Raw genomic sequence first — 24,500 nt, 5'->3', positions numbered from 1 at the left:
GTTTCGAGCTCCTTTCGCGCCAATCAGTTTTTGCAAAATTTATAGAGTGCCTCAGAATGCGCGCTGCGGACCACTATCTCATCGTTGCTATAGATCCGAATGTCACGTCTGCCGGCCGAATCAGATAAAGGAGAATCGGAAACCTTCATTTCCGGCATCTGAGCCTCTTTGGGAAGGAGGATGTGATCCCCTTTGGATCCAGCCTTAAAGGTAATATCATGAATTAATGACGTTTCCGCTTTATAGGGAATAAGCCAGCGTGACCACCACTTGCTCCTGAACGCCTCCGTTGATTCGTAGCCGCCCCCCTTAACCCTTCCGTTAATGAGGTTTCGGATTGTAACGGTCATGAAGGAGGAATGCCTCTTAAACCTAGGTTTTCTTATCATCCCTAGCAGCCACCATACTAGTATCACAGCAATTAGAAAGGCTAGAAGCACCGGTCCATATTTCATCCACCAAGGGATGTCCTTAATGAAAGCGATATATTGAACCTCTGCCCGCTCATCCAGGTATTTGCCGTTAATCGTGAGCTTTATGGGAATTTCTCCGGTATCGGTGAACCATTGGTTCCAGTTATTCCTTGGATAGAGCAGAATATCGCTGCCGCTATGCTTAACGTCAAAGTGAATTCGTTTACCGCCGGTATCGATCCTAAGCGATGGAAAAATTTCTGCGAGCTCTTGTTCCGAGATCTGCGCGCCGTCTACCGTCGGATAAAAGCGCAGGGGCAGCGCCTCCTCCAGTTGATCGACTCGACTGGACCATTCCACCTGACCCGATTCCATTCCGAATAGACGAGGGGGGACTCCCCGGAATTCGAGCTGCTGTTCTTTTTTGAAAAATCCTTTAATATGTACCGTCGCCTTTAGCTTGTTTAACTCGCTGTCCGGCAGCTCAAAAGAGGCCGTAAAAGCTTGAAGCCTATTATCCCAGGTGAATTCTAGCTCCTGTGTATCCAAAGTTGCCGTAATTATCACTTTATCTCTCGCAGCCGGGATCAGCTTGATCGTTTCATTGGAGCCATTGCTTTTCACCAGCTTCACTTGGGCAAGCATTGGACTTCCGAAAAAAAACTCGTTCTCCCGCTGATGCAGCGTTCCATCCGACTCTTGTTTGTGTACGGAAAGCTGGAAATCAAGCGCCGGCTCAACCAGAAATTGAATACGCTCTTTGCGGGCTGCTGCATCTTGAAGCTCAATCCGGTATTCTCCTTCCCTCATCGCACCCTCCGCCGACGGCTCCTTATAATGCGTGATCTGACCTTCGATCGGCGGGTTGCGCTTGTAAGGGTCGGAAGGAGAAATGATTTCATAGGGTCCTTCTATGGAGAATCCGTCAATCGTTTGATTAATCGTGAGCCTTCCCATGTTATTAGGGATAGTCATTCCGGCTGAATGCTGTATGACCTGTTCCAGAAGAGTTAACCTTTTGATCGGAAACAACGAGCTGAATTGAACTTGATTGTCGGTAAAAATCGGCTGAAGACTCAGCAAAGGTCCCGATTCCGGATCGCGGTTGGTTATTAAAGCGGCTGCCTGGTTAATTTTTTCAATGATGTTTTCCTGGCCGTTACTTTCAATAATTTCAGCATCCAGCGCGTCCTTCCACAAGCTCTTAATTTCTTTCATCGTTTGTTTACTGGCGTCACTCAAATATTGCTCGACCGTGACGAGCACACTTCTTGTAGTCGCACCATTCCCTTTCATATCTTCCCTATATTTCAATAGCTGCTGATGGGCTTGCTTCATATACTCCGCAGGGTCCATCACATTTTTCTCTAAAGGATCAAGTTCATTAAAAACACCGTCCGTCAGCACAACTAACCAGAACTCCGAATCTGGATTTTTCTTTGCTATTTCCTTCAGCCCGTTTATTCCGGTTATGACAGAAGTGAATGGCGTAATCCCAGCATCGGACCACTCTTTGATTTCTTGAATGGCCTGTTGACGTTTAGTCGCCGCAAGCGGTATTTCTGTCATCTGGGATGGCTGAGTCATCCGAGTCACGTATAGACGATCCTCCGGCGCGAGCAACCCCGCCAAGCTCTGCAGCGAATAATTCGCGTATTTCCAGTTGTCAATGGCGATTCTCTGCCCTGATGCGGAATCCACCGTATATCTCATACTTCCCGAATCATCATAGACTAGAGCAACGACCCGGTTCTTGATCAGCGGCTTCTCATTCGCCAATGCCTGTCGAAACGGTGGTGATAATAAACTTAAACCCACGGCCGCGATCAAGATGAATAGACAAAGTACTTTTTTCATAGTCGCTCCCGAGACATGTAATTGGTGCTAAAAATACTTTATAGCCGTTTACTTCCTACAATATGGCATGGTTATCGTACATTGTCTGTCGAAAGCGGACAGAGGATTTGAACTTTTTTTCGACATAATGATCGGGAGCAACGGCAAATAAGCGGATACATTCATTAACCATCCACTTTGATTGTTCATATATTAGGAATAGAAACCGCCACTATCTCTGCTGCAAAGGAGAAGGCTGAAAATGCTAAAAAAAATTATGTACTTTGTTGGAGGAGTTCTCCTCGCAGCAGCCCCTCAGCTTGTACATGGGTTGTGAGGGACTCAAAAGAAATTCAACTTTTTGTTCAAAGTAAATAAGCTTAATAAGCAAAAACCAGTCAAAACACGAAATTATAGTGTTAGGACTGGTTTTTGTTTTTTTATAGCTTAATGATTTTTCCTGTTGCTTGGGATTCAAACGCGGCTAAGATGACTTTCAGCGACCGCAACCCTTCCTCACCAGAAATGGCAGGAGGCGTGTCAGTTAAGATGGATTCGATAAAGCTGTCAATCACTCCGCTCGGAACCTGTTTCTCGTTGGTAGCCATTGCTCCTACCTTGTAGGTTTCCGAAGTGCCATCAATTAACTCTACAATGACTTCATCGCCATCAACGGTACCGATTTTCATTACACCGTTCTCACACCAGAGCACCGTGCTGTTATCTCCGCCTTTATAATGCGTCCAGCTAGCCATAAGTGTACCGATCGCACCGCTCTTCATACGAAGGATACATGTCGCATTATCATCTACATCGGTTTCTTCTTTGTGAATCGTACCGATAAAACCCGCCACTTCCGTCACTTCATCATTCAGCAAATAACGGATAAAGTCGGATTTATGTACACCAAGGTCTCCCATCGCGCCCATAATCGCTTCATCTTTCCGGAAAAACCAGCTGGCACGTCCGTCTACGCTCCAACTTTCCGGACCCGGATGACCAAAGGAAGTACGGAAGGTCAACACCTTGCCAAGCTGTCCGGATTCAAGAAGTTCTCTTGCTTTAACATGAGGAGGCATAAGACGTTGATTGTGGCCGACCATCAGGTAGACACCGTTCCGGCTGGCCGCCTCGATCATTTGCTCTCCTTCTTCCGCGCTGGAAGCCATTGGCTTCTCAACTAGAACATGAGTCCCGGCGTTAGCCGCAGCTATAGTCATGGGAGCATGCAGGTAGTTAGGCGAACAAACGCTGACTGCATCCACCTTCTCGTTCTTCAACAGCTCTTCATAGCTGGTATAGCTTTTCCCGCCGTAAGTTTTCGCCATTTCCTCCGCACGCTCGATTACCGGGTCGGCATATGCGACCAGCTCTACGTTAGGATTGTCAGCATACTCCGGAATATGTCTGCGTTGTGCGATGGCACCGCAGCCTAATACAGCAACTTTGATTTTTTTCATTCGTATAATCCCCTTTGGATTCTGATGATGATTTGCACAAGTTGATTCCATTGTACTTGAAAGTAGCGCCAGCTACAAAAATGTTCTGATAAATCTCTATACTTTTTAAAGTTTAAGCTATAATTCTCCCGCCTGCCACCATGATATACTCGCCTAAATAGGACAATAAAGGCGGGATAGGACAATGAGTACAACCAGAACAGAAGGCGCTTTCTACAGCGGTCAGTACCGTAATGTCTTTACGGAATATGGATATAACGAGAAGGACGTTCTGGAAAGGCTTGAATCGACTTGGAACGAAATGTTCTATGGGGATGAGGAAACGCGGATTTATCATTCTCTAGACGAGGATAAGAGCTATTTACTGGATACAGGAAATCTGGATGTGAGAACTGAAGGAATCTCCTATGGCATGATGATATGTGTCCAATTGGACAAAAAGCGGGAGTTCGACCGCCTCTGGACCTTCGCCAAACAATTCATGCAGCATCAAGCCGGGAAGTACAAAGATTACTTCGCCTGGCATTGCAAGCCGGACGGTAGCCGTATCTCTCAAGGGCCCGCTCCGGATGGCGAAGAATTCTTTGCTTTGGCCTTATTCTTCGCTTCCAATCGCTGGGGAGACGGGCCTGCGCCTTACGATTACAGTGAGCAGGCTCGAATGATCCTGCGTGCTTGTATTCATCAAGGCGAGAACGGCATCGGCGATCCGATGTGGGATCCGTCGACTAAGCTCATTAAATTTATTCCAGAAACTCCTTTTAGCGATCCCTCCTATCATCTTCCGCATTTCTATGAGCTGTTTGCGCTCTGGGCAGATAAACAGGATAGGCCTTTCTGGGAGGAAGCCGCTGTTGCGAGTCGGGCTTACTTGAAGAAGGCGTGCCATCCGATCACTGGACTAGCGCCGGAATACGCCAATTACGATGGATCTCCGCGCACCGAATCCCATGAAGCTTATCAGCACTTCTTCAGTGATTCGTACCGTGTGGCAGCGAATGTTGCTGTGGACTATGAATGGTTTAGAGTAGACGAATGGGCTTGCGAGCAATCCAATCGGATCCAAGCTTTCTTTAGTGGCATCGCTCCGGAAGGCTACCGCCGGTATACCGTAGACGGCAGACCGTTCGAGGAGTATTCTCTCCATCCGGTCGGACTGCTCGCAACGAACGCCGCTGCTTCGTTGGCAGCAACAGGTCCGAACGCCAAGAAATTCGTAGACGATTTCTGGAACACACCCCTGCGTACGGGTGAACGGCGCTATTATGATAATTGCTTATATATGTTCAGCTTGCTCGCACTCAGCGGGAACTATCGGATTTGGAAATAATTCATAATGGGTCGGCAGAAATCACCTCTGCTGACCCATTTTTTGTTGATGCAGAATGGGTGGCATCTCGCTGTTAAGCTGGGTACGGTGTATAGATCGATAGCGGCTAGGAGTCATACCGGACATACGCTTAAAGGTATGGCAGAAGTGAGAAATATCCTGGAAACCAACAGCCGCTGCGACTTCCGTAATCGGCAGCTCCGTTCCATGCAAGAAATCCTTTGCCATATTAATTCGATAAGTGACCAGGAACTCATTAATTGAGAATCCCGTAATCTGCTTAAATATCCTGAACAAGGTGGAACGTGATAAATGGAACTTTCCGCACAGATCGTCCGTGCTGAGAGGCTCATGATGATGCTCCATTATATAGCTGAGAATATTCTCGACCAGCTGTTTCTGTTCATGGTTACCTCCGTGATCATCTCCCGATTCAGATTGATAACGACCTAGTTGGGCAAATAATTGGAGGAGCAGGCTTTTGGTGATCAAACGGTAGCAAGGCTGTTTCCTCGTAATTTCCCATTCTAGCTGGGTCAGTGTTTCCTGCACACTTAGCAGCTGTCTGGCATTTAATTGAACATGAATCGAATCATTGTCCGGATCTGGAAGCCATTGTCTGATCGTGAAGGAGCAGGCTTTATCTTCTATATATAAATTTTCTAGATAGTTTTTTTGGACCGCCAGAACATAACGATGAAACGGTACGCTCCTATTCGGTCTTGATAAATGTAATGCCATCGGTTTGACAACCGTAAACGTACCGGCTCCTAAAGCATGGATCCGTTCACCGGCAATGAAATTGCCCTTTCCTTGAACGCACAAATAGAACTCAAATCCTCTATGGGAATGAAAAGCAGGCTGAAATAAGCTCGTTGTCCGATAGGAGCAATGAACTGGGAAATCCGACAAAGTCGCATTCGTCCATTCATCCACTACGGGTTCGGGTAAGTCAGACTGATCCTGCGCCACATACCTTTGCGTAAGCTCCAATGCTTCTTCCCCCTCCCACTAAAGTTAAGGACAATATCCCAAGTCAATAAGACGATACAACAAGCTTCTTACTAATCCTCACATTATATTGAAGGTATGCCTTTAACACTTTCATGGAGGAATGAATCAAATGCCAGATACGATTTCTTACGGCTCCATAAATCAAACTGCAGACCAGGTTTATAACTATATGCTCTTGGATCATTCGGGCAATTGGGGGATGGACCTCCATCATTGGGACTGGGTTCCCGGTGTTGGTGTCATTTCAATTCTATCTTATTATGAAAATACTCGCAAAACAGAGGTTCTGGATGATCTGATTAAGTGGGCACGCCAAAACATACAAAAATCGGAGCACTCGAGAGTCATCAATTCCATGGCTCCTTTTGCAATCTTTCCCGCGCTCTACCAGCACACACAGGATCCCCTCTTCTTGGAGAAAGCCGAGCAAATCGGACAATGGATGCTTACAGATGCCCCTCGGACCCGAGAAGGAGCCTTCGAGCATACCGTCACGGAAAATGTCAGCTTTCCGGAGCAGGTATGGGCTGACACCATTTTTATGGCTGTGCTGTTCTTAGCGCGTCTTGCTCGCCTGACTGGCGAAGCGTCTTACGCGGTCGAAGCCGTTAATCAGTTAGAGCTCCATTTGAGTCTGCTGGAAGACAAAGAAACCGGCGTATTGTTCCACGGATGGAATTGCATCACTCAGGACCATATGTCCGCTGCTCGATGGACCCGTGCGAATGCCTGGATTGCCGTTGGAACTCCAATGATTGTACAGGAGCTGGAGGGGCTCGCAGCCGTTTCGGAGCAAGCATTAGAACGCTACCGTGCCATGATGCTCGGGCTGATCCGCTTTCAACGGGCTGACGGTCTGTGGTCTACTGTCATGGATAGACCCGATTTCTATCCGGAAACCTCGGGCAGTGCCGGCATTGCCTGCGGCATCCTAAAGGCTGTTCGTCTTGGCTTGTTAGATCTCTCTTGCCAAGATGCGGCCTTCCGGGCTTTGGAAGCGATTGTTCCCAAGGTACTTCCAAGCGGAGAGGTTACAGGTGTTTCCGGCGGCACGCCGGTTATGCCTACAATCGAAGCCTATAATGAAATTCCTTGCCATCCTACGCTTTATGGGCAAGGGCTTGTTCTGATGCTGCTCTCTGAGCTGGATATTCAGGCTATGTAAATTCTATTGTCCACCCGGGCACCAATAGTCGTAGAAACTACTGCTACAGCATCCAAACAGCGCACCTGGGCACCAATAGTCGTAGAAAGTACTGCTACAGCACCCATTTACTATTTTCTCTTAACGAGTTTCTCTTAACGTGTGCCCACTTTCTTGATAAAGGATCGCTCAATCTCTGTAGGTACCTGAGAGAGCCTCAGCGCTTATGACAACTGAGGCTCTCTTTTTACCGACCCGCTTATACAGGATGCTTGTCATTCGGTTTTAATGGAATGATTACCTCTCGTGATGGATCATTCGCACCGTCTGCTGTAGCTCGTGCTGTCACATGGCCTTCTTCCTCTTCGACCACTAAAGGCGGCAGCTTCTCTGCCGCATCGCCTATAGCTAACGAGATAAGAAATGCAGCTTTGTTTAGCGCATCGAAGTCTATTGTTTTCCGCTGGCCCGTGTAAATAATGAGGTCTAATCCATAAACATCGCCCTGCTTGGTAATTTCCCAGTCCCATCCCCTCTTCTGTCCGGTGACCTCAGCAGACACCTCATCGAAAGCAGCATATAAGCTTTCAAACCGCAAAGGCATACCGCTAATGTCGACTTGTGCCCTCGTTCCTTCCGTTACAAAACTCACACGGTCCAGGCAGCCTCCGAATTCCATACGAAGCCGGAAATCCGATGCCTCTATACTTCCCTGGATACGATCCAAATTCGGGTGGGTATCTCCGCCGTTTGTAAGAAAACGTACCCCCATAAGAAGATGGCCGTGTTCCGCCGCAACGCTAAGTACCGCCGAGCAATAGTCATATCCATCATGCAAGCAGCGCATCTGCAGATAGGCAGCCTGCCCGCTATTCTCGAAATAGGCAACCAGCCCCCGTGTTTGATTCCACATGATTTCATCTCTAAACAACCCGATCGCATACTCCGGTGTCATGTACGTTTCCGCCCACTTCACCAGTCCGGTATCCTCATTACGATAGTACGGTTGCTCAAGGACTCTTGTGTCTGTGCGGAAGAACAGCTCCAGATAGGTATCCGGACATCGGCTGCCGCTGCCATACCACTCGGCATCATATTCAAGCTCTTCATCGGAAAAGAAAACCAGCTTGTTATCGGTAGCTATTTGCAGGAAGGATTTAATCTTGTTGTTCAGCAGTGTACTATAGCTGCGGCTATGTGGACCGGCCCACTGCTGGGTAATCGGATGATAATGCTCTGCTACCATTCGCCATACCATATCCAATAATCCGGAAGCGATTTCTTTGGCTCTAGGATTGACGGAATAGGTGAAAATTTTGGACAACTCCACGATGGCAATTACGGAATAGTGAGGGCTGTTGAATTCCTGGAAGGTCCCTAAGCCTTCCGTGTAGCGCTTCAGCTTCTCCAGTCTTTGCAGCGCATAATCCAAGTAGTCTTGACGATCATACAGCTCTCCGGCGATCAATGTCACAAAGGCCCCCATAATCGCAATATTCGTATAATGAGGTCCCACATCCCGTATGATGATCGCATCGCAAGCATAGTTTACCCCTTGACGGATCTGATCTCTCAGTTCTTCTGGCAGCCGATGACCGTGAAGCAAATCTGCAAGCACAAGCTCTTTCCCGCAGAAGTCGGCCCAGTTCCAGTCAGGCGGAGCCATCTGAGCGAGCGGTTCTTCATAGAACCACGGCCATATACCGCAGGTATCTCGCTTTGGGTCGCGATCCTGTAAAGTAAGGAGACGTTTAATGACATCACAAGCCCTCTGCACATACTCGGGAGCCTCCGTATTTAACAAGCCCACGGCATACAGCAACGATTGGTGTGTCGGATGTACGAGAGGGTGATCCTCGGCGGTTAACGTCGTATGATATCCCGGACTGTGAAATGGCCTTAGCAGCATGTTAACGTGCGGATCGTAGTCGTTTTCCTGGGAAACGATTTTCCTCAACAAAAGCTTTTTATCATCGATAGATTTTGTAAATAAGCTCATGCTCGATTCCTCGCCTTCTATTCATCTAGCATTCTCCAGTTGAATCGGCTTGAACAAAGAGGACTGCTTGCTTGAACCAATACCGCCGCCCCACTCCACATAACCTCTGCGGCCACTACCGTCATTCTCATTGACGAGAATGGACATGCTAAGTATTCCGTCACTCGTAACGATCGGAGCTAATTCACTCCAAGGTAAGGCCAATTGATATATCGTATCATTCGCAGTTTCATCTCTTGTCACTTGTAAATTAGGATTCGCTATTGATCCGGTAACAACCCCCTGTGGTGCCATCCACCTATAGAGCTCGGGACCCAGCGGGGTTAATGCCATTCCATACTCGTACCACTGCAGATTCTCGCCAGGCATACCCGCAGATACGGCAAACTGAATGCTGTCCCCTCCCCATATTGCATCACCCTGATACGGCTGAGAGAACACATCATCATGGACGCGTGCATACATGTATAGATGATTGTCGTCATACGTTGACCAGAGCTTACCGCTAAAGTCTTCCGGACCGTTATGAGAAGTAATTCTCATATTCACGTCTGATATTAGATCGATGCCTATCAAACCCTGTAAATCTTCTTCATACACAAGTGTTCGGTACGGAAGAGTAACTCTTTCCGCGGGGGGTACGATCTTAACGCTTCCATCGTTCCTCGGCATCGCTCCATCTTCCATGTGCAGTGTAAATTGATAGGGCATCAGCGTCCCCTCTGGCAACCCGGATAACGGGAAATCTATAGTTTGCACGGAATTGCCGGGAATAGTCACATCATAGACTTCCGAACCGGAAGAAAGTCCGATGCTCCAGTCGATCTGCGTTAAGCGGCGTACCGTCGGCCTTTCGTTCACTATCGTTACTTCCATAATGTCAGCACCGTTTTTCACCACATGCTTAGACGATACCTTTTCAGCCTGCTGGACCTCGACTGTTTCGGACAAACCGCCAATCCTTGCTCCTGAAGCGAATACCTCAGCTGTCGCTTTCCAGTGCCCGACCTGATCTATGCCCGGAAATTGTACCGGATAATCGCCGGGAGCGTTTACTGAAATGGTCTGGGATACGCCTTGGAATTTAAGCATCGCGGTAACCTTATCCTTCTGTCTAACGTTGTTGACACGAAGCGTGAGCGTTACAGAATCACGTGTATAAGCGGGATTGCTTAGCAGGGAAAACGGGCTGGTGTGATTAACACTGTTAATGTTGCCTAGAATAAACAAAGGCTCTCCAGTTAATGTCATGTACACTTTTCCTTGTAACGGAGTATAGGTGATCTTCCGCCCCATCATATCCGTAACCGTGAGAGGAGCTTGCGTATTCAAGGTTACATCTTTTTTATCCAGCGACCACAGAACATTCATCTTTTCGTTATTTTTATTGAATATATAGTGATAAATGCCATCCGCCAAATCTTGACTCACAGGATTCGCTCCCGTGAGCTGTCTCGTAAGTGTAGCTAATGCAACATAGGCAGGTTTGGGCGTATAGGACCCCAATGCATCACCTGTATTATGGATGACCCCGAAATTATGCTCATTGTAGAGCTTATCCGTTCCGGTATCCATCAAGTTGTACCAAAATATTTTCTCGACACCCGCCGCGATACTCAGTACATAGGCGCGAATCAAATAAGCGGCTTGTGTATTTTCGTCCACACCCGTTGGGTTCAAATGGGTTGGCCAGCCAATCTCCGAAAACCAAAGAGGGATAGTCTCACCGTTATTATGATCGCGAACAAACTGATTCAGCGTGTTGATCTCCTCTAACAGCCCTTCCGGCGTTTGCGGATAGCGGTACGGATGGACGGAAAGCGAATCCATATAATTCAGTCCGCCAAGCTCGAATACATCTTGCAGCCACTCGTAAGGAATTCCTGCAGTAGCTCCGCCAACGACGTTAAGCTCTGGTTGAACCGATTTAGACGCCTCATAACTCTTTTTCAGCAGATTGAAGTAGACATCCGCCCTCGAGGCCGCAGGACCATTGCCACCGAAGTAAGGCAGGTTAAATTCATTCCATATTTCTCCCGCTTTCAGCTGACTGCCGAATTTCCCCATCATCGCCTTCACATAGTTCGCATAAGCGGTATGAGCTTCCTCTGTATAAGGCGTTTGGCCTCCGTCGTAATGTTTGTTGCTGAACGCGAAGACGAGGAACGGATCGATGCCGAACTCCTTAAATGATTGCATGGGAAGGGTAACCTTCGGATTGAATGAATACTGGCCTTTATTGATTTCCACTTCTGACCAATAGAAGGACTCACGTACATTTTTGGTACCGGCATATTTCAGAAGCGGAATCATTTCCTTATTCCAATTAATTCCATAATGCGTCTGGATGCCGAATGGAGAATCCGTCACTGCTGATAGATCGAACTCGGGAAGTGTGGCAAAAGTCGTTTCCATGGCTTTGACCAAAGTCCCTCCAAGTGAAGCTTCAACTCTTAATCGGTAATATCCGTCTTCAGGCACCGGTACATTAAGCCGCAGCTTACCTCCCGAGACAGGAGCGCTTCCGGACGTTACTGGCTCTCCCCATACATTGAAGGTGCTCCACTGAATCGTGTCACCGGTCGTCAGAATGTCAAAAGCACCTGATTGGCTTCCTGCGAAGACGTTGCCCACTTGAACCTGAGCAATGGCCAGATTGGGTGCTTCGACCTTAGCCCGAATGTCGTCAAGCCAGATGGAGCCAGCTGTTATTCCTGCTTTCATCGAAGCTTTGGTCAGCTTAAAGTGCATTTTCTTTAACGGACCATGCCAAACCCCATCGTTACTCCCGCCCCACTTCGTATAATTAAGCCCCGATATAAAGGAGCTCACCGTAACCTTCTGCCACTCTGTAGTCGGATTCAGCACGATCGTCTGTTGATGGTTCTGATTCGAGTTGTCGACCAAAATCAAATCGAATTTAGCCATATCCGCTGTTTTCACCCAGAAACTAAGCTCTACAGCATCCACAGGCAGAATGCGTTTGAACAAGTACTTCTCCAAGGAAACGTAGCTGTTCGTATAAGTAGAAGTGCTGCTGAAATTAAGCTGCAGCTTTCCAGAGAAGCTGCCAGTCTGAGAAGTCGTAGAATCCCGGCTAAATTCGCCGTTTCCCAGTGATCCACCGCTTCCGATTAAGAAATCCCAGCTTTCATCCGCACTCTCAAAATCGCCTAGAGTCAACTCGGGGGTACTTGTATTGGCATAAGCTTTGGATTCGGGCATAATCGGCAGGTTAGGGGCTGCAGAAAAAATGAAAGTAAGGGCAACTATTATCGCAAGTGCTTTCCCTGATTTGATCATATAAATACAACTCCTTTATTTTAAGAAGTTACGTAGCAAAAGGACCGATTCTATTGAAGCTACCCCTTAGAATCGGTCCTCCTGCTGATGATCATATATGTTATCTACTGCTTATTTCAAGAATTCCTTATTCTTTTCATACCATTCCTGTGCTAGCTTCTCTACATTCTCGCCGCCAAGACGTTTCCATTCCTTACGGACCTGCTCCATACCCGCTTCAGGAGTTAATGCCTTGCCGCCAGTAACTATCTTAACTTCAATTTGTGTCGCAATAGGAGCGAAGGTAGCAATGAGCTGACTTACTTCCGGTATATCCGGACTAAACGCGATATCCCTGCGGTATTCATTCTTGAGTGCGACTTCCAAGGCTATAGCCTTGGATTCTGCGATTTCTTGGGAAAGAGGATCCTGAGCTGCCATGACCTTAAGCCATTCCGGTTTCAAATTCCATTGACTCAGAATAGCGTATTCCCCAGCATAGGCTACCTCCGTCCGGAACTTATCTGCATCGAGCCTTTGAGGAACTTCACCATTCACCAGCTTGTAATGGACATTTTCATCACCTTGTTTCAGAGGCAACCAACCCTCCTCCAGCATCCAGTCAAGGAATTTGAAAGCTGATTCGATTTTTTCCTCTTTCATCTGACTATTGAACGCGACCAGAATATTGGCCGGCAATTCTTGATACAGACCATTCTTTCCATATTTGCTCGCTACAGGCTCAAGTGGAGCCAACTTAGCGTCAGGTACATTCTTCTTGAGATCTGTGTTCTCGTTATCCATTCTCCAGCTAGCGAAATACATTCCTGCTTTACCCGTCGTCCATAACTGACGTGCATGTTGGAAGTTGCTGTCGGTAATATACTCTTTATCAATTAGTCCTTGGTCGAATAAAGATTTCTGAAAGGCCAGTGAATCGGTGAAGCGGTCCAAAGTTCTGCCATACTTCATTTGACCGTCTTCCAAGTACCATTGGTTCTCATTAGTGAAGAAAAAAGCACGCATGATTTGGACTGCATTACCGTTAAATACAATGGGTACCGTATCGTCTTTTCCGTTATTATCTGGATCTTCTTCTTTAAACTTCTTAGCCACCTCAATTAATTCTTCGATGGTTGTAGGCGCCTTCAACTGGAGCTTATCCAGCCAATCCTGACGAATCCATATGCCATGATTCGCAATCGAATCAATTGCCCTCTTGCTTGTAACGGTGTAGATCTTCCCGTTGATAGTCATAGCGGACTGCAAGTCAGGATTTTCCTCTAGATATTTCTTGAAGGTCGTGCTGTACTTCTCGATGTATTCATCAATAGGCTGAATGGCCCCTTGATTAGCCAATTGAGCGATATAGTTCCGGTCATATTCCCAGATGAGATCTGGCGCGCTTCCAGAAGCGATCAGCGTGCTTAGCTTTTGCTGAGCTTGACCACGGTCAACTGGAATCCAATTGACCTTTACCGGTGAGTTTTCATTAATCCATTTCGTCCAACGGTTATCCTCGTAGCTCCCTTCCTCCGTAGCCACTTGACCTCGGTCAAAAGCCGAAACGCTGATTTCTTTCTTCGGTCCTTCAGATGCAGATGCTGATGGAGTTGGAGAACTTGTTCCGCTAGCCGCCGGTGATGCCGACGAACTCGTAGGCGCCCCATTAGAACTGCAAGCCGCCAATATCAGCATCATAAGAGATAAGCTTACTGCCAGAACAGGTTTCCATGTACGTTTCAACATTCTCAATTCTTTCATCCCCTTATCGAATAGTTATATCATATCTATATCAAGGACATATAGTCCGATGATATCATCCTTTTACGGACCCAATTAAGACGCCTTTGACAAAATGCTTCTGCAGGAAAGGATACACAATCAGAATTGGAGTGACCGCAATGACAATCGCAGCAGCTTTGATCCCCTCCGGCGTTAACATCACCTGCTCAACTCCTTCACTGCCAGAGCTGTTCAATAGACTTTGATTCACCTGAAGAATCATTTGATAGAGCTTTAGCGTTAAAGTCTGCTTGGTCGATTTCGTAATATATAACAGAACGCTGAAATAGGAATTCCACCAGCCGACTGCGTAAAACAAAGAGAGCGCTGCCATAATCGGTTTGCATAAAGGCAATATGATTTGACCCAAAATTCTCCAGTCCCCCGCGCCGTCAATTGCCGCTGATTCTTCAATTTCTTCGGGAAGACCTTCCATAAATGTTTTCATAACGAACATGTTGTAGGTGCTTATCAGTGCCGGCAGCCACAATGACCAATAGGAATCCATAAGTCCCAATGTCTTAACAAGTATGAAATTCGGGATGACTCCCGAAATGAACAGCATCGTAAAAATGATGAACATGAGCAGCTGATTACGTCCCATTAGTCTCCGTCTGGAAAGAGGATAAGCTGCTAAGGTCGTTAATGCCATATTCAGCAGCGTACCGACAAGTGTTACCACAATCGTGTTCCACATCGCGACGAAAAGCTGACCGTCTTCGAATAGTCGGAGATAGGCTTCTGCGTTGAATTCAACTGGCCATAGGGATACCTCACCCGCCGTTATCGCCCTGCTGCTGCTGAAGGAAGACACGATAACATACCAAAACGGATATAGAGCAAGGAGTGAGAGGAAGCCGAGCAGGGTGTAATTAGCAGCCGTCCCCAAGCGAGACCAGATGGGCATGCTGCTTTTTTGGGTTATCATCGGTTACCACAGCCCCTTTTCCCCGAAAGATCGGGTTAACCTATTTACACCTATGACTAGGATCAAGCCGACTGCCGATTGGAACAAGCCCAATGCCGTTGTATAGCTATAGTTCATATTTTGCAAACCGACCCTATATACGTAGGTACTGATAACATCGGCTACATCAAGTACGGACTGATTCTGCAGGATTAACGTTTGCTCAAGTCCGACATCCATCATATGGCCCATGCGTAGAACTAGAAGAATAGCGACGGTGCTGCGAATACCCGGAAGCGTAATATGCCAGATTTGGCGCAGCTTGTTCGCTCCGTCGATCTTGGCCGCTTCGTATAGCTGGGGATCTATCGAAGCCATGGCGGCTAAATAGAGAATCGTACCCCAGCCTGCTTCCCGCCAAATTCCCGACATCGTATAGGCAACAGGCCACCATGCCGAGCTAGCCATAAAGTAAATAGGTTCGATGCCGAATACATGCTCAAGCACCGCATTCACGACACCCGTACTTGGTGAGAGAATCGCGATGAAGATACCGCCCAATACGACCCAAGATATAAAATGGGGCAAATACAGCAGGTTCTGTACTGTCCGCTTGTACCATTCTTTGCGCACCTCGTTAAGTAAAAGAGCCAGAATTATCGGTACCGGAAAACCAAATACAAGACTATAAACATTCAACAATAACGTATTTCGAATGACTCTCCAGAAATCGATACTCACAAATAAACTTTGGAAATGCTTAAAGCCCACCCATTCGCTGCCAAAAATCCCGTCCCCTAAGCGATAATCCTTAAATGCTATGATCTCCCCAATCATCGGTGTGTATTTGAATAAGAGATAAAATACGATAACAGGCAGCAGCATCATGTACAGATGTTTATCCCGCTTTAATCGATTTCGGAAAGTGGGACGCCGCGGGTTCGTTCTCGTTATTATCGAAGTTGAATGTGCCAGCGCTGTTTCGGATCCGGGTCGTCTATCCTTCATTTGGTTCACCCTTTCGTTGAGATGAAAGCCCTAGTCTGTGTGGGCAATTTGATCGTACTTTGGGATAAAGCAAGTGAATATAGACACATTCTGAACACCATGACTATTCTTACAAAATGAACGGTCACCATTCTTATGCTGGGTTCATTTTCTTGTGATTTCAGCTGAATAACCTCACAGCAACGCATGTTTTCAGCCGTAAGTCCTATCATAATAAAAAAGACATGCCAGGGATTATCCTCCATAATGCAGAGGATTCCATTGCATGTCTCATAATCATTTTAAGCCTGTGACTTAGCCGCCCACTCCCGATACTCCATCGGGGTCATCCCTGTATACTTCTTAAATGTCCGCAGGAAGCTGCGGGTGTTCACATAACCGACCGCTTCGGCAATTTCGTTCACTTTCATATCCTTACTCGCAAGCAATCTTTGGGAGGCGCTAATCCGGATTCCGATTAAATAATCGATAAAGTTGCTTTCGGTGTACTCCTTAAACTGCTTGCTGATATATGTAGGGCTTAAATGGAATTCCTGAGCAAGCTTATCCAAGGAAAGATCATTTTCCTGAAAGTGATCCCCGATATAGACTAACATACGTTCAATGGTATCGTTACTTCCCCTTTGACTTCGCTTGTCATTGATTTTGGCAGCCAAATCCTCTAGAAAGGAGAAGACGACCCCCTCCATCTCCTTCAAGCTTTCACTGCGGTTGATCCGCTCATAAATGCTGTCCAACTGGCTCATGGAATCCTTCAAGTCGATACCTATGGAGCCGACGGCCTGCACCGATTTCATGATGAGATCAAAGGAAAGCTGACGGATCAGATCAGGCGGCAGATTGCTGTCTATCGCCTCGCGGAATGTTCCCTTTACATCCTTCTTCATTTTTACCGTATCGGTGAGCTTTAGCGCATCCGTAATTCGGTCTGCCATACGAATGAGCCGGTAATAATCCTCACTGCCCGGGGACTGCAGATCTTCAATGGAAATGACCGAATGCTGTCCGAATACCATCTTGTAATGAAGCGCCTTCTGCGATTCGTCGTATGATTTGGGAATATCCTTCATCTCGCTGCAGCCACGGCCAACTCCCACGGTCACTATAAGATCGAATTGCTTCTTCATAACATCGAGTATCAGCTCCAGAATCGCCAGCGCACGCAAGTGATTCTGCTCCGCATCCCCTTCCGCAAAGCTGAAGATGACTGCTGCACGGCCCTTTCCCAAGTCAATTGCAATCCCTGCATTCTCTAGATTTATCAGCTCCTCCGCGACATTACAGAACGCATAGGTATACAGCGTTTCGTCCTGAGCTCTTAAGTCTACTCCTTCTTTACTGATCTCCGCCGTGCACGCAAGAAATCGATCTGGAAACAAATGAACGCCCACAAACTCAAGGTGATGGCGCACAGCCTGATAATCCGTCCGATATCCGATAAGCATATCCATCATGATTCTCCACTTCAGTACCGGCTTTGAGTCCCGCACGTGTTGCTGAAGATGTTCTCGATCCAGCACTAACTGGTCAAATACCTTTTCCAGATAAGTAAGGCCAGCATCCAAACGATCCTGAGATTGGTTGAGCTTATAAGTACCCGACATTTTGCCGACCAATCGATCAAGCGGTTTAAAGGTCCAACGGTTTACGTAAAACAGCACGATCAACGCAAGCAGAATCATACCCGCAGCGAAAGCAATCAGAAAATTACGGGTTACCCTGATCGGCTCATAGATTTGCGACTCCGGCAGAATGCTGATCAATTTCCACCCCGTATAATCGGAATCACGATAAAATATCGATTGACGAACTCCATTAACCTCTCCCTTAAAGGAACCGTTTCCTTTCTTGGAGAGAACGCTTTTGATATGAGGAAGCTCCTTTAAATTACGATAGATTTGAGTCTTGTCATCATGTGTTACCACGTTTCCATCGCTATCGATAATAAACATATGACCGACATTACTTTCTTCGTAAACAGCTTTAACCATATCGTAAAGCACCTTTTCATTGATATTGACGGCTGCTATTCCCTTGCGATATCCCGGACTGCTGATCGTCGGATACGACCGCACTAAAGTGATGACATCCTTGTTCCTGTTACCCTCCCAAACCTGATGGGTGGTCAACCATTTTAAATAGACGGGCATATCCAAATAATCATCCAGCCAGTTATCAACCGAGGGGGCATCCTTCATATAGGCTTTGTCCGTCAGAATGTGACCGCTTACTGATGAATAGACGAAGATGGACGAAAACTGGGGATTGGCATTAATAAAATTCCTCAGTTTCGTGTTTAATGCGTAAAAATTACTGTATTTCTGTGCATCATCCAAATAGCTGTCGTGCATAAAATAAACGAATTCGAGCTCGTCCATAAGTGTAAGCAGATCCTTCTCCGTTTGACGAAAAGCCACCTCGATCTTCTGGTCAACTTGTTTCAATAAGGCAAAGTTCGTATCATTCAGATCACGCTCAAGCTTACCTACAGTTCCGGAATATGATAATCCGAAGGTTAAAGTGATGATAACTAAGAAGAAGGCTCCATAGATCAACATAACTTTAGTCGATAAGCTGGATTTCATGAAGAGCCCTCCGTTAATAAACCCTTGGGTTTGTCCGGACGGGTAGATGCCCTAACGATAAGACTTCCAGAAAGTCGAACGGGTTCCGTCTTTAAGCCGTTCATCCGGTCAAGCAGCATATTCATCGCAACTTCTCCCGCTACCTGGCGGGGATAGTGAATGACTGTCAGCGGCGGTGACAGCTGCGAAGACATTAGGATATTCTCGCAGCCCGCGACCGCCATATCTTGTGGTACTCGAACACCTTGTTCACGGCATGCAGCCAAGCAGCCAGCGGCCATCAGATCGTTGGCACACACGATAGCCGTGAAGTCTACAGCCGCCCCGTCATCGCCTCCAAGCAATCCGCCAAGCATCGCTTGCGCCTGCTCGAATCGGCCCGAGCCGTCAAGAACGCCGGATATATCCAGGCCTTCCAGCCGCATGGCATCTCGAAAAGCCTTATAGCGAACCGCATAGTGGAGGTTCTGTCCTCCCGTAGTCATAAAGGTGATTCGTTCATGTCCCTGCTGCCTCAGGTGGGCAACAAGACTCCGCATCGCGGGCAACCATTCAATATCTACGTAAGGAACGTTCGCAATCTTTGCTCCGTCCCAAGCCGTTGGTTGCATAGCCGACACGACGGGTACCTCAAGAGAACTGAAATATTCAAGAGTTTCCTGGCTAAACGATTGGCCAAGCAATAAAACTCCATCAACCCGTCCCATCAATAAGCTCCGTAGCTCCTCTTCCCGATCGGGCTCATACGTCTGCACGAATACGAAATACCCGTGAAGCTTTGCAGTCGCTTCGATTGAGAGAAGTAACCCCGCCTCGAATGGATTACCGATATAATGTATCAGCACCGCAATTTGCTGCGATTTCTTAGTCTTCAGGCTGCGCGCGGTCTGATTCGGCCGATAGCCGAGCTCTCGAATGGCGTCTAATACCTTGTGCCGAGTCTCTTCCTTCACCAATTTGCGGTTATTGATCACATACGAGACGACAGCTACGGAAACGCCGGCGCGATCCGCCACTTCCTGCCTTGTTGCCATGGAATGAACAGCCTCCGTTCCAACCGCCGCAAGAAATATAATGTTTATTCCAGCGATAACTTCTTCAATGGTACCATAGAATCGTCAGGCACATAATAGTTAAACGGATTATCGCTGATGAGGCCGAGAAGCTGCTTACGAATCGGGCTGGCATCCTTTAGCAGTCGTTCCGAAGCAGTCTTGTAATCGATTGGGCGCATCCAAATCGGACTGTATCCGAGGAACAGCTGACGGCGGGTATGGTCGGAATGGTTCGGTGCACCTGCATGCCACAAATTCTGCGGAAAAATAAATACGTCTCCCGGCTCTCCACAAATCTGTATTTCTTCCGGCAGCTTGTCTCTCACATTCTGCGAATCGGGCTGATACACACAGTTATGCGAGCGCGGGATGATCTTCGTATTGCCGCGGTTCGGCTCGGACATATCGCTCAGGATATAGCAGACTTTAATATAGTAAGTCGATGTAATGCCGTCGATTGTCGGAAACTGCGGATGCGGACCGTCCTGATGCCAGTTAATGAAGCTGCTCGTGGTCGTTCGCACATCCTCAGGGTTCGGCTTCCGTACGGTCAGGTGAGAAATATGCAGTTGGATATTATATCCGAGTAGTTGAATAATAAGCGGCAGCACCGAGGGCTCGTCAATCAAAGAGGCGATTTCTTCATGACGATCTATGCTGTTATAAACATTGTAAGAAAGCGACTCCGGCTCTCCAGCCAATATCCCGTCGATAGCGTCATTTAACCGTGTCACCTTGTCTGCGGGTAATACACCTTTTAGAAGCAGGTAACCCTCCTCATTAAACTGCTTGGTTAATTCCGGAATGGCCGATTTAATCATTGTCATTGTATATACCTCCCATGAGTTTACACGAGTAAATTTACTCGTGTAAATAACTTCAGGATTAATATATTTGACTTATACTTGTCCTGTCAAGCCGAGACCTTGCATATCGCAGCATTTCAGCGTATAAAAACAAGCGTTCCAAAAAATCCCGGAAGATGAAAGTTAATCGCACCCGTAGGCAACCATGCCGAGTAATGCCGATCGCCTTGTTCGTCTTCATCTATTCTGAATGCATTCCAGAACCACTTCATACCCTGTACCGGCAGCCGTTTGAAGTTAACCAACGGAATTTTAATCTCATAAATGCTCAATTGTTCCGCTCTATCAACCTTAGTCTCTAAACCTAATACATGCCAAGAGGTATCCACTTTCATTAAAGTATTATTATCATTATGAATGATTGCATCGAAGACGACATTCCGGGGACTAAGCTCGATTTCGTAATAAACAGTTCGCAGCCCGTCTTCATCGATGAACAATTCCACAACATCCTCCTCATAGAGAGGGTCATCATGGTTGGTCATGTTCGAGACGATATGGTCATCCTCGCACTCGAAGCGAAACCAGATATCATCTTCTGTCCAACAGGCTTTGACGTTGGTGTTTAACGAAGGCAGATTACCCGTTACAACCTCTTTAAGGATAATAGCCTCGATATCGTGCCAAGGGATTAGACCCTTTTCTGCTTTAACATAAGCGCAGTAATAGGCTGAGGGATCATTTGAGCGCATCTTCACCTCACGCTAACCCATGCACCATCTAGTCCTGCCGACTCCAGCTCTGCTTCAATGATTTCAATACTGCCAAGTGTGCTTTCAGGCGCTATTCTAGTAAGCTCATATTCACCGATGAGAGTTTCCACAAAGTATTTCAGCTGAAAATAATAGCCTTGATCGTCGGATAACTCCGGCGAGAATCCAGGCGATTCATTGGGGTTCACCTGCAGGTTTCCGCCGCTAAAGTTAAGATTGCCTTGTTCGAAATTAACGCGGAAGCTCATCTCAAATCCATAGTCTCCCTGAAGAGTCCAATCCGCTTGGGCGTTGATCACTTTGCCGTCTTCAAACTTATAATGCGTGGATACAATGTCATACCCGGAGCCCGGAATCACATTTCTCGCTTGGCAGGACACAGCATTCGGTTTACCGAAGAGCCAATTCACGACATCCGTATCATGGACATGCATATCAAGCAATGCTCCTCCGCTTTTCTTCCGTTGCAGCAGCCACGGGCCCCAGTTCGGTGTCCCGCCACCTCTATAGAAGGATCCCGCCAGTGTCTCGCCATATGTTTTGTTCTCAATCACATTTTTCAAGTATTCATATGCTGGCCAGAAGCGGAGACATTGACCAATCATCAATTGTTTGCCGTTTTCCTTAGCTTCCTTAATCATCTCTTCACATTCACCTGCGTTTAAAGCCATAGGCTTCTCGCACAATACATGGAGACCATGCTTAAGGCATTGGACTGTCACTTCTTTATGCAGGAAAGTCGGAAGGGTTATGTCTACGCAATCCAATTGCTCCTTTACCAGCATATCAGCAACTGAGGTATATTTATTAAACCGTCCAAAATCAACAGCGTCCGACGATGAAGTATCGATATTACCACCCGTTGCCTGTCCTTGGAGCTTTACTGGATCCATATCGCAGAGTGCAACCACTCTGATCGGAACTCCTTCCTTCTCCAGACGAAGATAGTTGTCCAAATGCGTTCTACCCATAAAACCTAATCCGATTAGCCCAATCCTCAGCATATGGATTTAATTCCTCCCTAAGATCGCGCTCATTGAAGCGGAAGTGTTGTATATGATTTGTTTACTATGGTGTTTATACGGAGGGATCATCTCGCCGATTACGAAATCGTCATAACCGATCTCATTCAAAGCCTTAATGACTTCAGGATAGTTCACATCCCCGGCCAGGAGATCTACGAAGCCGGACAGACCGCCGCTCTCACGACGGTAGTCCTTGAAATGGACTTTCTTGATACGCTTATTTAAAATCTTTATCCAGTGCTCCGGGTACCCGGAATAAAGGACATTCCCAACATCGAAATAGGAGCCGACATATTCAGAGCCCACTTTATCGAGAAAATCGCGCATTTCGAGCGGAGACAGAAGAAATTTGTTCCACACGTTTTCAATGCCAATGGGTACGCCGATAGCTTCTGCCTCTTTAGACAGCTTCGATATCGCCTCTAGCGCAAAGTCATATGCTCGGTCATAAGGAACCACTTCACTGCCAGGTATAAAATCAACGCCTACCGCTCCGGGGATTACGAGTATCGTATCTACACCCAGAATGGCTGCGGTTTCCAATTGTTTCTTCACAATATCCTGTGCCTTCTCACGGATTTCCTTTTTCCCGCTAGTAAGAGCATAATCCCAGTACAGACCGCTAGCCAAGCTTGTCAAAGCGATTCCTGTGTCCTCGGCTGTCTTGCGAACTCCCTCTATTTCGGCTTTGTTGCTCGCTAAGCTTAATGGACCGTTCTCATTTAACGACAATTCGATGCCTTCGAAGCCCGCATCCTTGGCGATTGCCATGCATTCCGAGATACTTAAATCGCCTGGATAAGACCAAATGTTAATCCCTTTTTTCATCCCTATCATCCTCCTTGTTAAGATTATTATAGAGACTTAGCCGCAAGACCTATTTAGCAAAAAAGCCGAACTTTTTGCACTTCAGCTATGCTAGTATTAGAAGGGATTCATTCCTTATGAAAGGATGACCAAGATGGAGTTTACTTCGCTGACGCTGAAAGAATCGATAAAAATCAAAAAACTCTTTTCCTTTCATTATTTTGAATATACCAAAGGTTATGTTTTCGAGGGAGAACAGCATGATTTCTGGGAGTTTCTTTATGTAGATAAAGGTGCGGTCGAGGTTCGCGCTGACGATCGTACGATTCAGCTATCGCAAGGGATGATTATCTTTCATAAGCCGGGAGAATTTCATACGGTCCGAGTCTCGCAGCAGCACAAGCCCCCAAATCTTATTGTTATTTCATTTGAGTGCAAATCACCTTACATGTCTCGTTTAGAAAATAGCATCATGACGCTGGAAAAAAAGGAAAGAGACCTTCTAGCTCTTATCGTTCAGGAAGGGTATCAAACTTTCGAGCCGCCGTTCGACGATCCGTCTATCCATCGTTTATCCCCACACCCCCGAGCACCTTTCGCGGGAAAACAAGTCATGAAAGCCTATTTAGAAATCCTGCTGATCAGCCTATTGAGAAACGAGGAACCCTCTAGCCGTCTGGAACCGAGGAAGATTCCTTCCATGCAGAAGGATAGAGCCGATAGTATGATGGCCGAGCAAATCATTGCTTATATGAGAAAGAATATTGCCGATAATCTGTCACTCGATCAGCTGTGCAAGGCCCTTCATATTGGCAAAAGCCGGCTAAAGGAACTATTTCAGTCGAAAAAGGGCACAGGTGCAATGGATTATTTCAAGCAACTTAAAATCGAAGAGGCTAAATCTCTCGTTCGCGAGGAGCAGTATAATTTTACGGAGATCGCGGCCAAATTAGGCTATGGAAGTATCCATTATTTCTCGCGTGACTTCAAAAGGTGCACCGGCATGTCTCCCTCTGAATATGCACGCTCCGTAAAGGCTCGGGCTGAAGGGCGAGCTTAAGTCGTTTCATCTCGTCTTATATTAAGTATGCGGAGCCCGCTGTCTTATTAAACTAAGTGAACATAGAAAAAAGCACCCATCGCTGGGTGCTCAGATCGTCGAGAAACCCCCGTCTCTTGAGACGTAGGGGTTTCTCTTCATTTTTGGAGAGGGGATCATTAAAATCCGAGGGGGATATTACCCTAATTCCCTCCTTTCGAGTTGGAGGGCA

Annotated in this window: 17 protein-coding genes; 3 read left to right on the top strand and 14 right to left on the bottom strand. The window is 46.9% G+C overall.

Features of this window, described 5'->3' with window-relative positions:
• Positions 1 to 23 precede the first annotated feature (23 nt).
• Positions 24 to 2,270, bottom strand: a complete 2,247-nt coding sequence (locus tag ACESLK_RS26325) for a vWA domain-containing protein (protein ID WP_373232771.1) — start codon at positions 2,268 to 2,270, stop codon at positions 24 to 26.
• Positions 2,271 to 2,689: 419 nt separating this feature from the next.
• A complete protein-coding gene (locus tag ACESLK_RS26320) occupies positions 2,690 to 3,709 on the bottom strand; it encodes a Gfo/Idh/MocA family protein (RefSeq protein ID WP_373232770.1) in 1,020 nt (339 codons plus the stop codon).
• 184 nt (positions 3,710 to 3,893) lie between these two features.
• On the opposite strand from ACESLK_RS26320, the gene ACESLK_RS26315 reads away from it, so the two are divergent.
• Entirely contained in the window at positions 3,894 to 5,039 is a 1,146-nt protein-coding gene (locus ACESLK_RS26315; RefSeq protein WP_373232769.1) for a family 8 glycosyl hydrolase, read from the top strand.
• 21 nt (positions 5,040 to 5,060) lie between these two features.
• On the opposite strand, the gene ACESLK_RS26310 is transcribed toward ACESLK_RS26315, so the two are convergent.
• Positions 5,061 to 6,032 carry a helix-turn-helix domain-containing protein gene (locus ACESLK_RS26310; protein WP_373232768.1) on the bottom strand — a complete coding sequence of 324 codons (972 nt, stop codon included), beginning with the start codon at positions 6,030 to 6,032 and terminating at the stop codon, positions 5,061 to 5,063.
• Positions 6,033 to 6,153: 121 nt separating this feature from the next.
• Between ACESLK_RS26310 and ACESLK_RS26305 the strand changes: the two genes are divergently transcribed.
• On the top strand, positions 6,154 to 7,218 hold the full coding sequence (locus tag ACESLK_RS26305) for a glycoside hydrolase family 88/105 protein (RefSeq protein ID WP_373232767.1): 1,065 nt from the start codon (positions 6,154 to 6,156) through the stop codon (positions 7,216 to 7,218).
• A gap of 238 nt (positions 7,219 to 7,456) precedes the next feature.
• Here the strand turns inward: ACESLK_RS26305 and ACESLK_RS26300 are convergent, their stop codons facing one another.
• From ACESLK_RS26300 to ACESLK_RS26250, 11 genes are all read right to left on the bottom strand, one after another.
• Positions 7,457 to 9,196: a hypothetical protein gene (locus tag ACESLK_RS26300; RefSeq protein ID WP_373232766.1), complete on the bottom strand. Its 1,740-nt coding sequence runs from the start codon at positions 9,194 to 9,196 to the stop codon at positions 7,457 to 7,459.
• 21 nt (positions 9,197 to 9,217) lie between these two features.
• Complete coding sequence (locus tag ACESLK_RS26295) at positions 9,218 to 12,499, bottom strand: hypothetical protein (protein ID WP_373232765.1); 3,282 nt, start codon at positions 12,497 to 12,499, stop codon at positions 9,218 to 9,220.
• Positions 12,500 to 12,610: 111 nt separating this feature from the next.
• Positions 12,611 to 14,227: an extracellular solute-binding protein gene (locus ACESLK_RS26290; RefSeq protein WP_373232775.1), complete on the bottom strand. Its 1,617-nt coding sequence runs from the start codon at positions 14,225 to 14,227 to the stop codon at positions 12,611 to 12,613.
• A gap of 70 nt (positions 14,228 to 14,297) precedes the next feature.
• Positions 14,298 to 15,191, bottom strand: a complete 894-nt coding sequence (locus ACESLK_RS26285) for a carbohydrate ABC transporter permease (RefSeq protein ID WP_373232764.1) — start codon at positions 15,189 to 15,191, stop codon at positions 14,298 to 14,300.
• 3 nt (positions 15,192 to 15,194) lie between these two features.
• Complete coding sequence (locus tag ACESLK_RS26280) at positions 15,195 to 16,178, bottom strand: ABC transporter permease (RefSeq protein WP_373232763.1); 984 nt, start codon at positions 16,176 to 16,178, stop codon at positions 15,195 to 15,197.
• Positions 16,179 to 16,459: 281 nt separating this feature from the next.
• The gene (locus tag ACESLK_RS26275) at positions 16,460 to 18,763 is read right to left on the bottom strand and encodes a helix-turn-helix domain-containing protein (RefSeq protein WP_373232762.1); all 2,304 of its coding nucleotides are present in this window, start codon (positions 18,761 to 18,763) and stop codon (positions 16,460 to 16,462) included.
• Complete coding sequence (locus ACESLK_RS26270; protein WP_373232761.1) at positions 18,760 to 19,797, bottom strand: LacI family DNA-binding transcriptional regulator; 1,038 nt, start codon at positions 19,795 to 19,797, stop codon at positions 18,760 to 18,762. Before ACESLK_RS26270 ends, ACESLK_RS26275 begins: the two co-directional genes overlap by 4 nt.
• A gap of 44 nt (positions 19,798 to 19,841) precedes the next feature.
• On the bottom strand, positions 19,842 to 20,645 hold the full coding sequence (locus ACESLK_RS26265) for a phytanoyl-CoA dioxygenase family protein (RefSeq protein ID WP_373232760.1): 804 nt from the start codon (positions 20,643 to 20,645) through the stop codon (positions 19,842 to 19,844).
• A gap of 116 nt (positions 20,646 to 20,761) precedes the next feature.
• Positions 20,762 to 21,376, bottom strand: a complete 615-nt coding sequence (locus ACESLK_RS26260) for a carbohydrate-binding family 9-like protein (protein WP_373232759.1) — start codon at positions 21,374 to 21,376, stop codon at positions 20,762 to 20,764.
• Positions 21,377 to 21,378: 2 nt separating this feature from the next.
• Positions 21,379 to 22,401: a Gfo/Idh/MocA family protein gene (locus ACESLK_RS26255; protein ID WP_373232758.1), complete on the bottom strand. Its 1,023-nt coding sequence runs from the start codon at positions 22,399 to 22,401 to the stop codon at positions 21,379 to 21,381.
• A 6-nt stretch (positions 22,402 to 22,407) separates the two neighbouring features.
• Positions 22,408 to 23,250, bottom strand: coding sequence for a sugar phosphate isomerase/epimerase family protein (locus ACESLK_RS26250; RefSeq protein ID WP_373232757.1), 843 nt, complete (start codon positions 23,248 to 23,250; stop codon positions 22,408 to 22,410).
• Between the two features lie 124 nt (positions 23,251 to 23,374).
• Here ACESLK_RS26250 and ACESLK_RS26245 point away from each other — a divergent pair, with 124 nt between their 5' ends.
• Positions 23,375 to 24,289 (top strand): AraC family transcriptional regulator, encoded by a 915-nt coding sequence (locus ACESLK_RS26245; RefSeq protein ID WP_373232756.1) that lies wholly within the window; start codon positions 23,375 to 23,377, stop codon positions 24,287 to 24,289.
• The last annotated feature ends 211 nt before the right edge of the window (positions 24,290 to 24,500 follow it).

Source organism: Cohnella sp., assembly GCF_041640265.1.
Classification (GTDB): Bacteria; Bacillota; Bacilli; order Paenibacillales; family Paenibacillaceae; genus Cohnella.
Note: the sequence above shows the minus strand (reverse complement) of the source record. Positions and strands in the feature narration are given on the sequence as shown.

Coding starts and splice junctions, on each gene's coding strand:
- ACESLK_RS26295 (WP_373232765.1), bottom strand. CDS start 12,499: ATGATCAAATCAGGGAAAGCACTTGCGATAATAGTTGCCCTTACTTTC.
- ACESLK_RS26315 (WP_373232769.1), top strand. CDS start 3,894: ATGAGTACAACCAGAACAGAAGGCGCTTTCTACAGCGGTCAGTACCGT.
- ACESLK_RS26320 (WP_373232770.1), bottom strand. CDS start 3,709: ATGAAAAAAATCAAAGTTGCTGTATTAGGCTGCGGTGCCATCGCACAA.
- ACESLK_RS26265 (WP_373232760.1), bottom strand. CDS start 20,645: ATGACAATGATTAAATCGGCCATTCCGGAATTAACCAAGCAGTTTAAT.
- ACESLK_RS26250 (WP_373232757.1), bottom strand. CDS start 23,250: ATGAAAAAAGGGATTAACATTTGGTCTTATCCAGGCGATTTAAGTATC.
- ACESLK_RS26325 (WP_373232771.1), bottom strand. CDS start 2,270: ATGAAAAAAGTACTTTGTCTATTCATCTTGATCGCGGCCGTGGGTTTA.
- ACESLK_RS26305 (WP_373232767.1), top strand. CDS start 6,154: ATGAATCAAATGCCAGATACGATTTCTTACGGCTCCATAAATCAAACT.
- ACESLK_RS26290 (WP_373232775.1), bottom strand. CDS start 14,227: ATGTTGAAACGTACATGGAAACCTGTTCTGGCAGTAAGCTTATCTCTT.
- ACESLK_RS26255 (WP_373232758.1), bottom strand. CDS start 22,401: ATGCTGAGGATTGGGCTAATCGGATTAGGTTTTATGGGTAGAACGCAT.
- ACESLK_RS26285 (WP_373232764.1), bottom strand. CDS start 15,191: ATGATAACCCAAAAAAGCAGCATGCCCATCTGGTCTCGCTTGGGGACG.
- ACESLK_RS26275 (WP_373232762.1), bottom strand. CDS start 18,763: ATGAAATCCAGCTTATCGACTAAAGTTATGTTGATCTATGGAGCCTTC.
- ACESLK_RS26245 (WP_373232756.1), top strand. CDS start 23,375: ATGACCAAGATGGAGTTTACTTCGCTGACGCTGAAAGAATCGATAAAA.
- ACESLK_RS26260 (WP_373232759.1), bottom strand. CDS start 21,376: ATGCGCTCAAATGATCCCTCAGCCTATTACTGCGCTTATGTTAAAGCA.
- ACESLK_RS26300 (WP_373232766.1), bottom strand. CDS start 9,196: ATGAGCTTATTTACAAAATCTATCGATGATAAAAAGCTTTTGTTGAGG.
- ACESLK_RS26270 (WP_373232761.1), bottom strand. CDS start 19,797: ATGGCAACAAGGCAGGAAGTGGCGGATCGCGCCGGCGTTTCCGTAGCT.
- ACESLK_RS26280 (WP_373232763.1), bottom strand. CDS start 16,178: ATGAAGGATAGACGACCCGGATCCGAAACAGCGCTGGCACATTCAACT.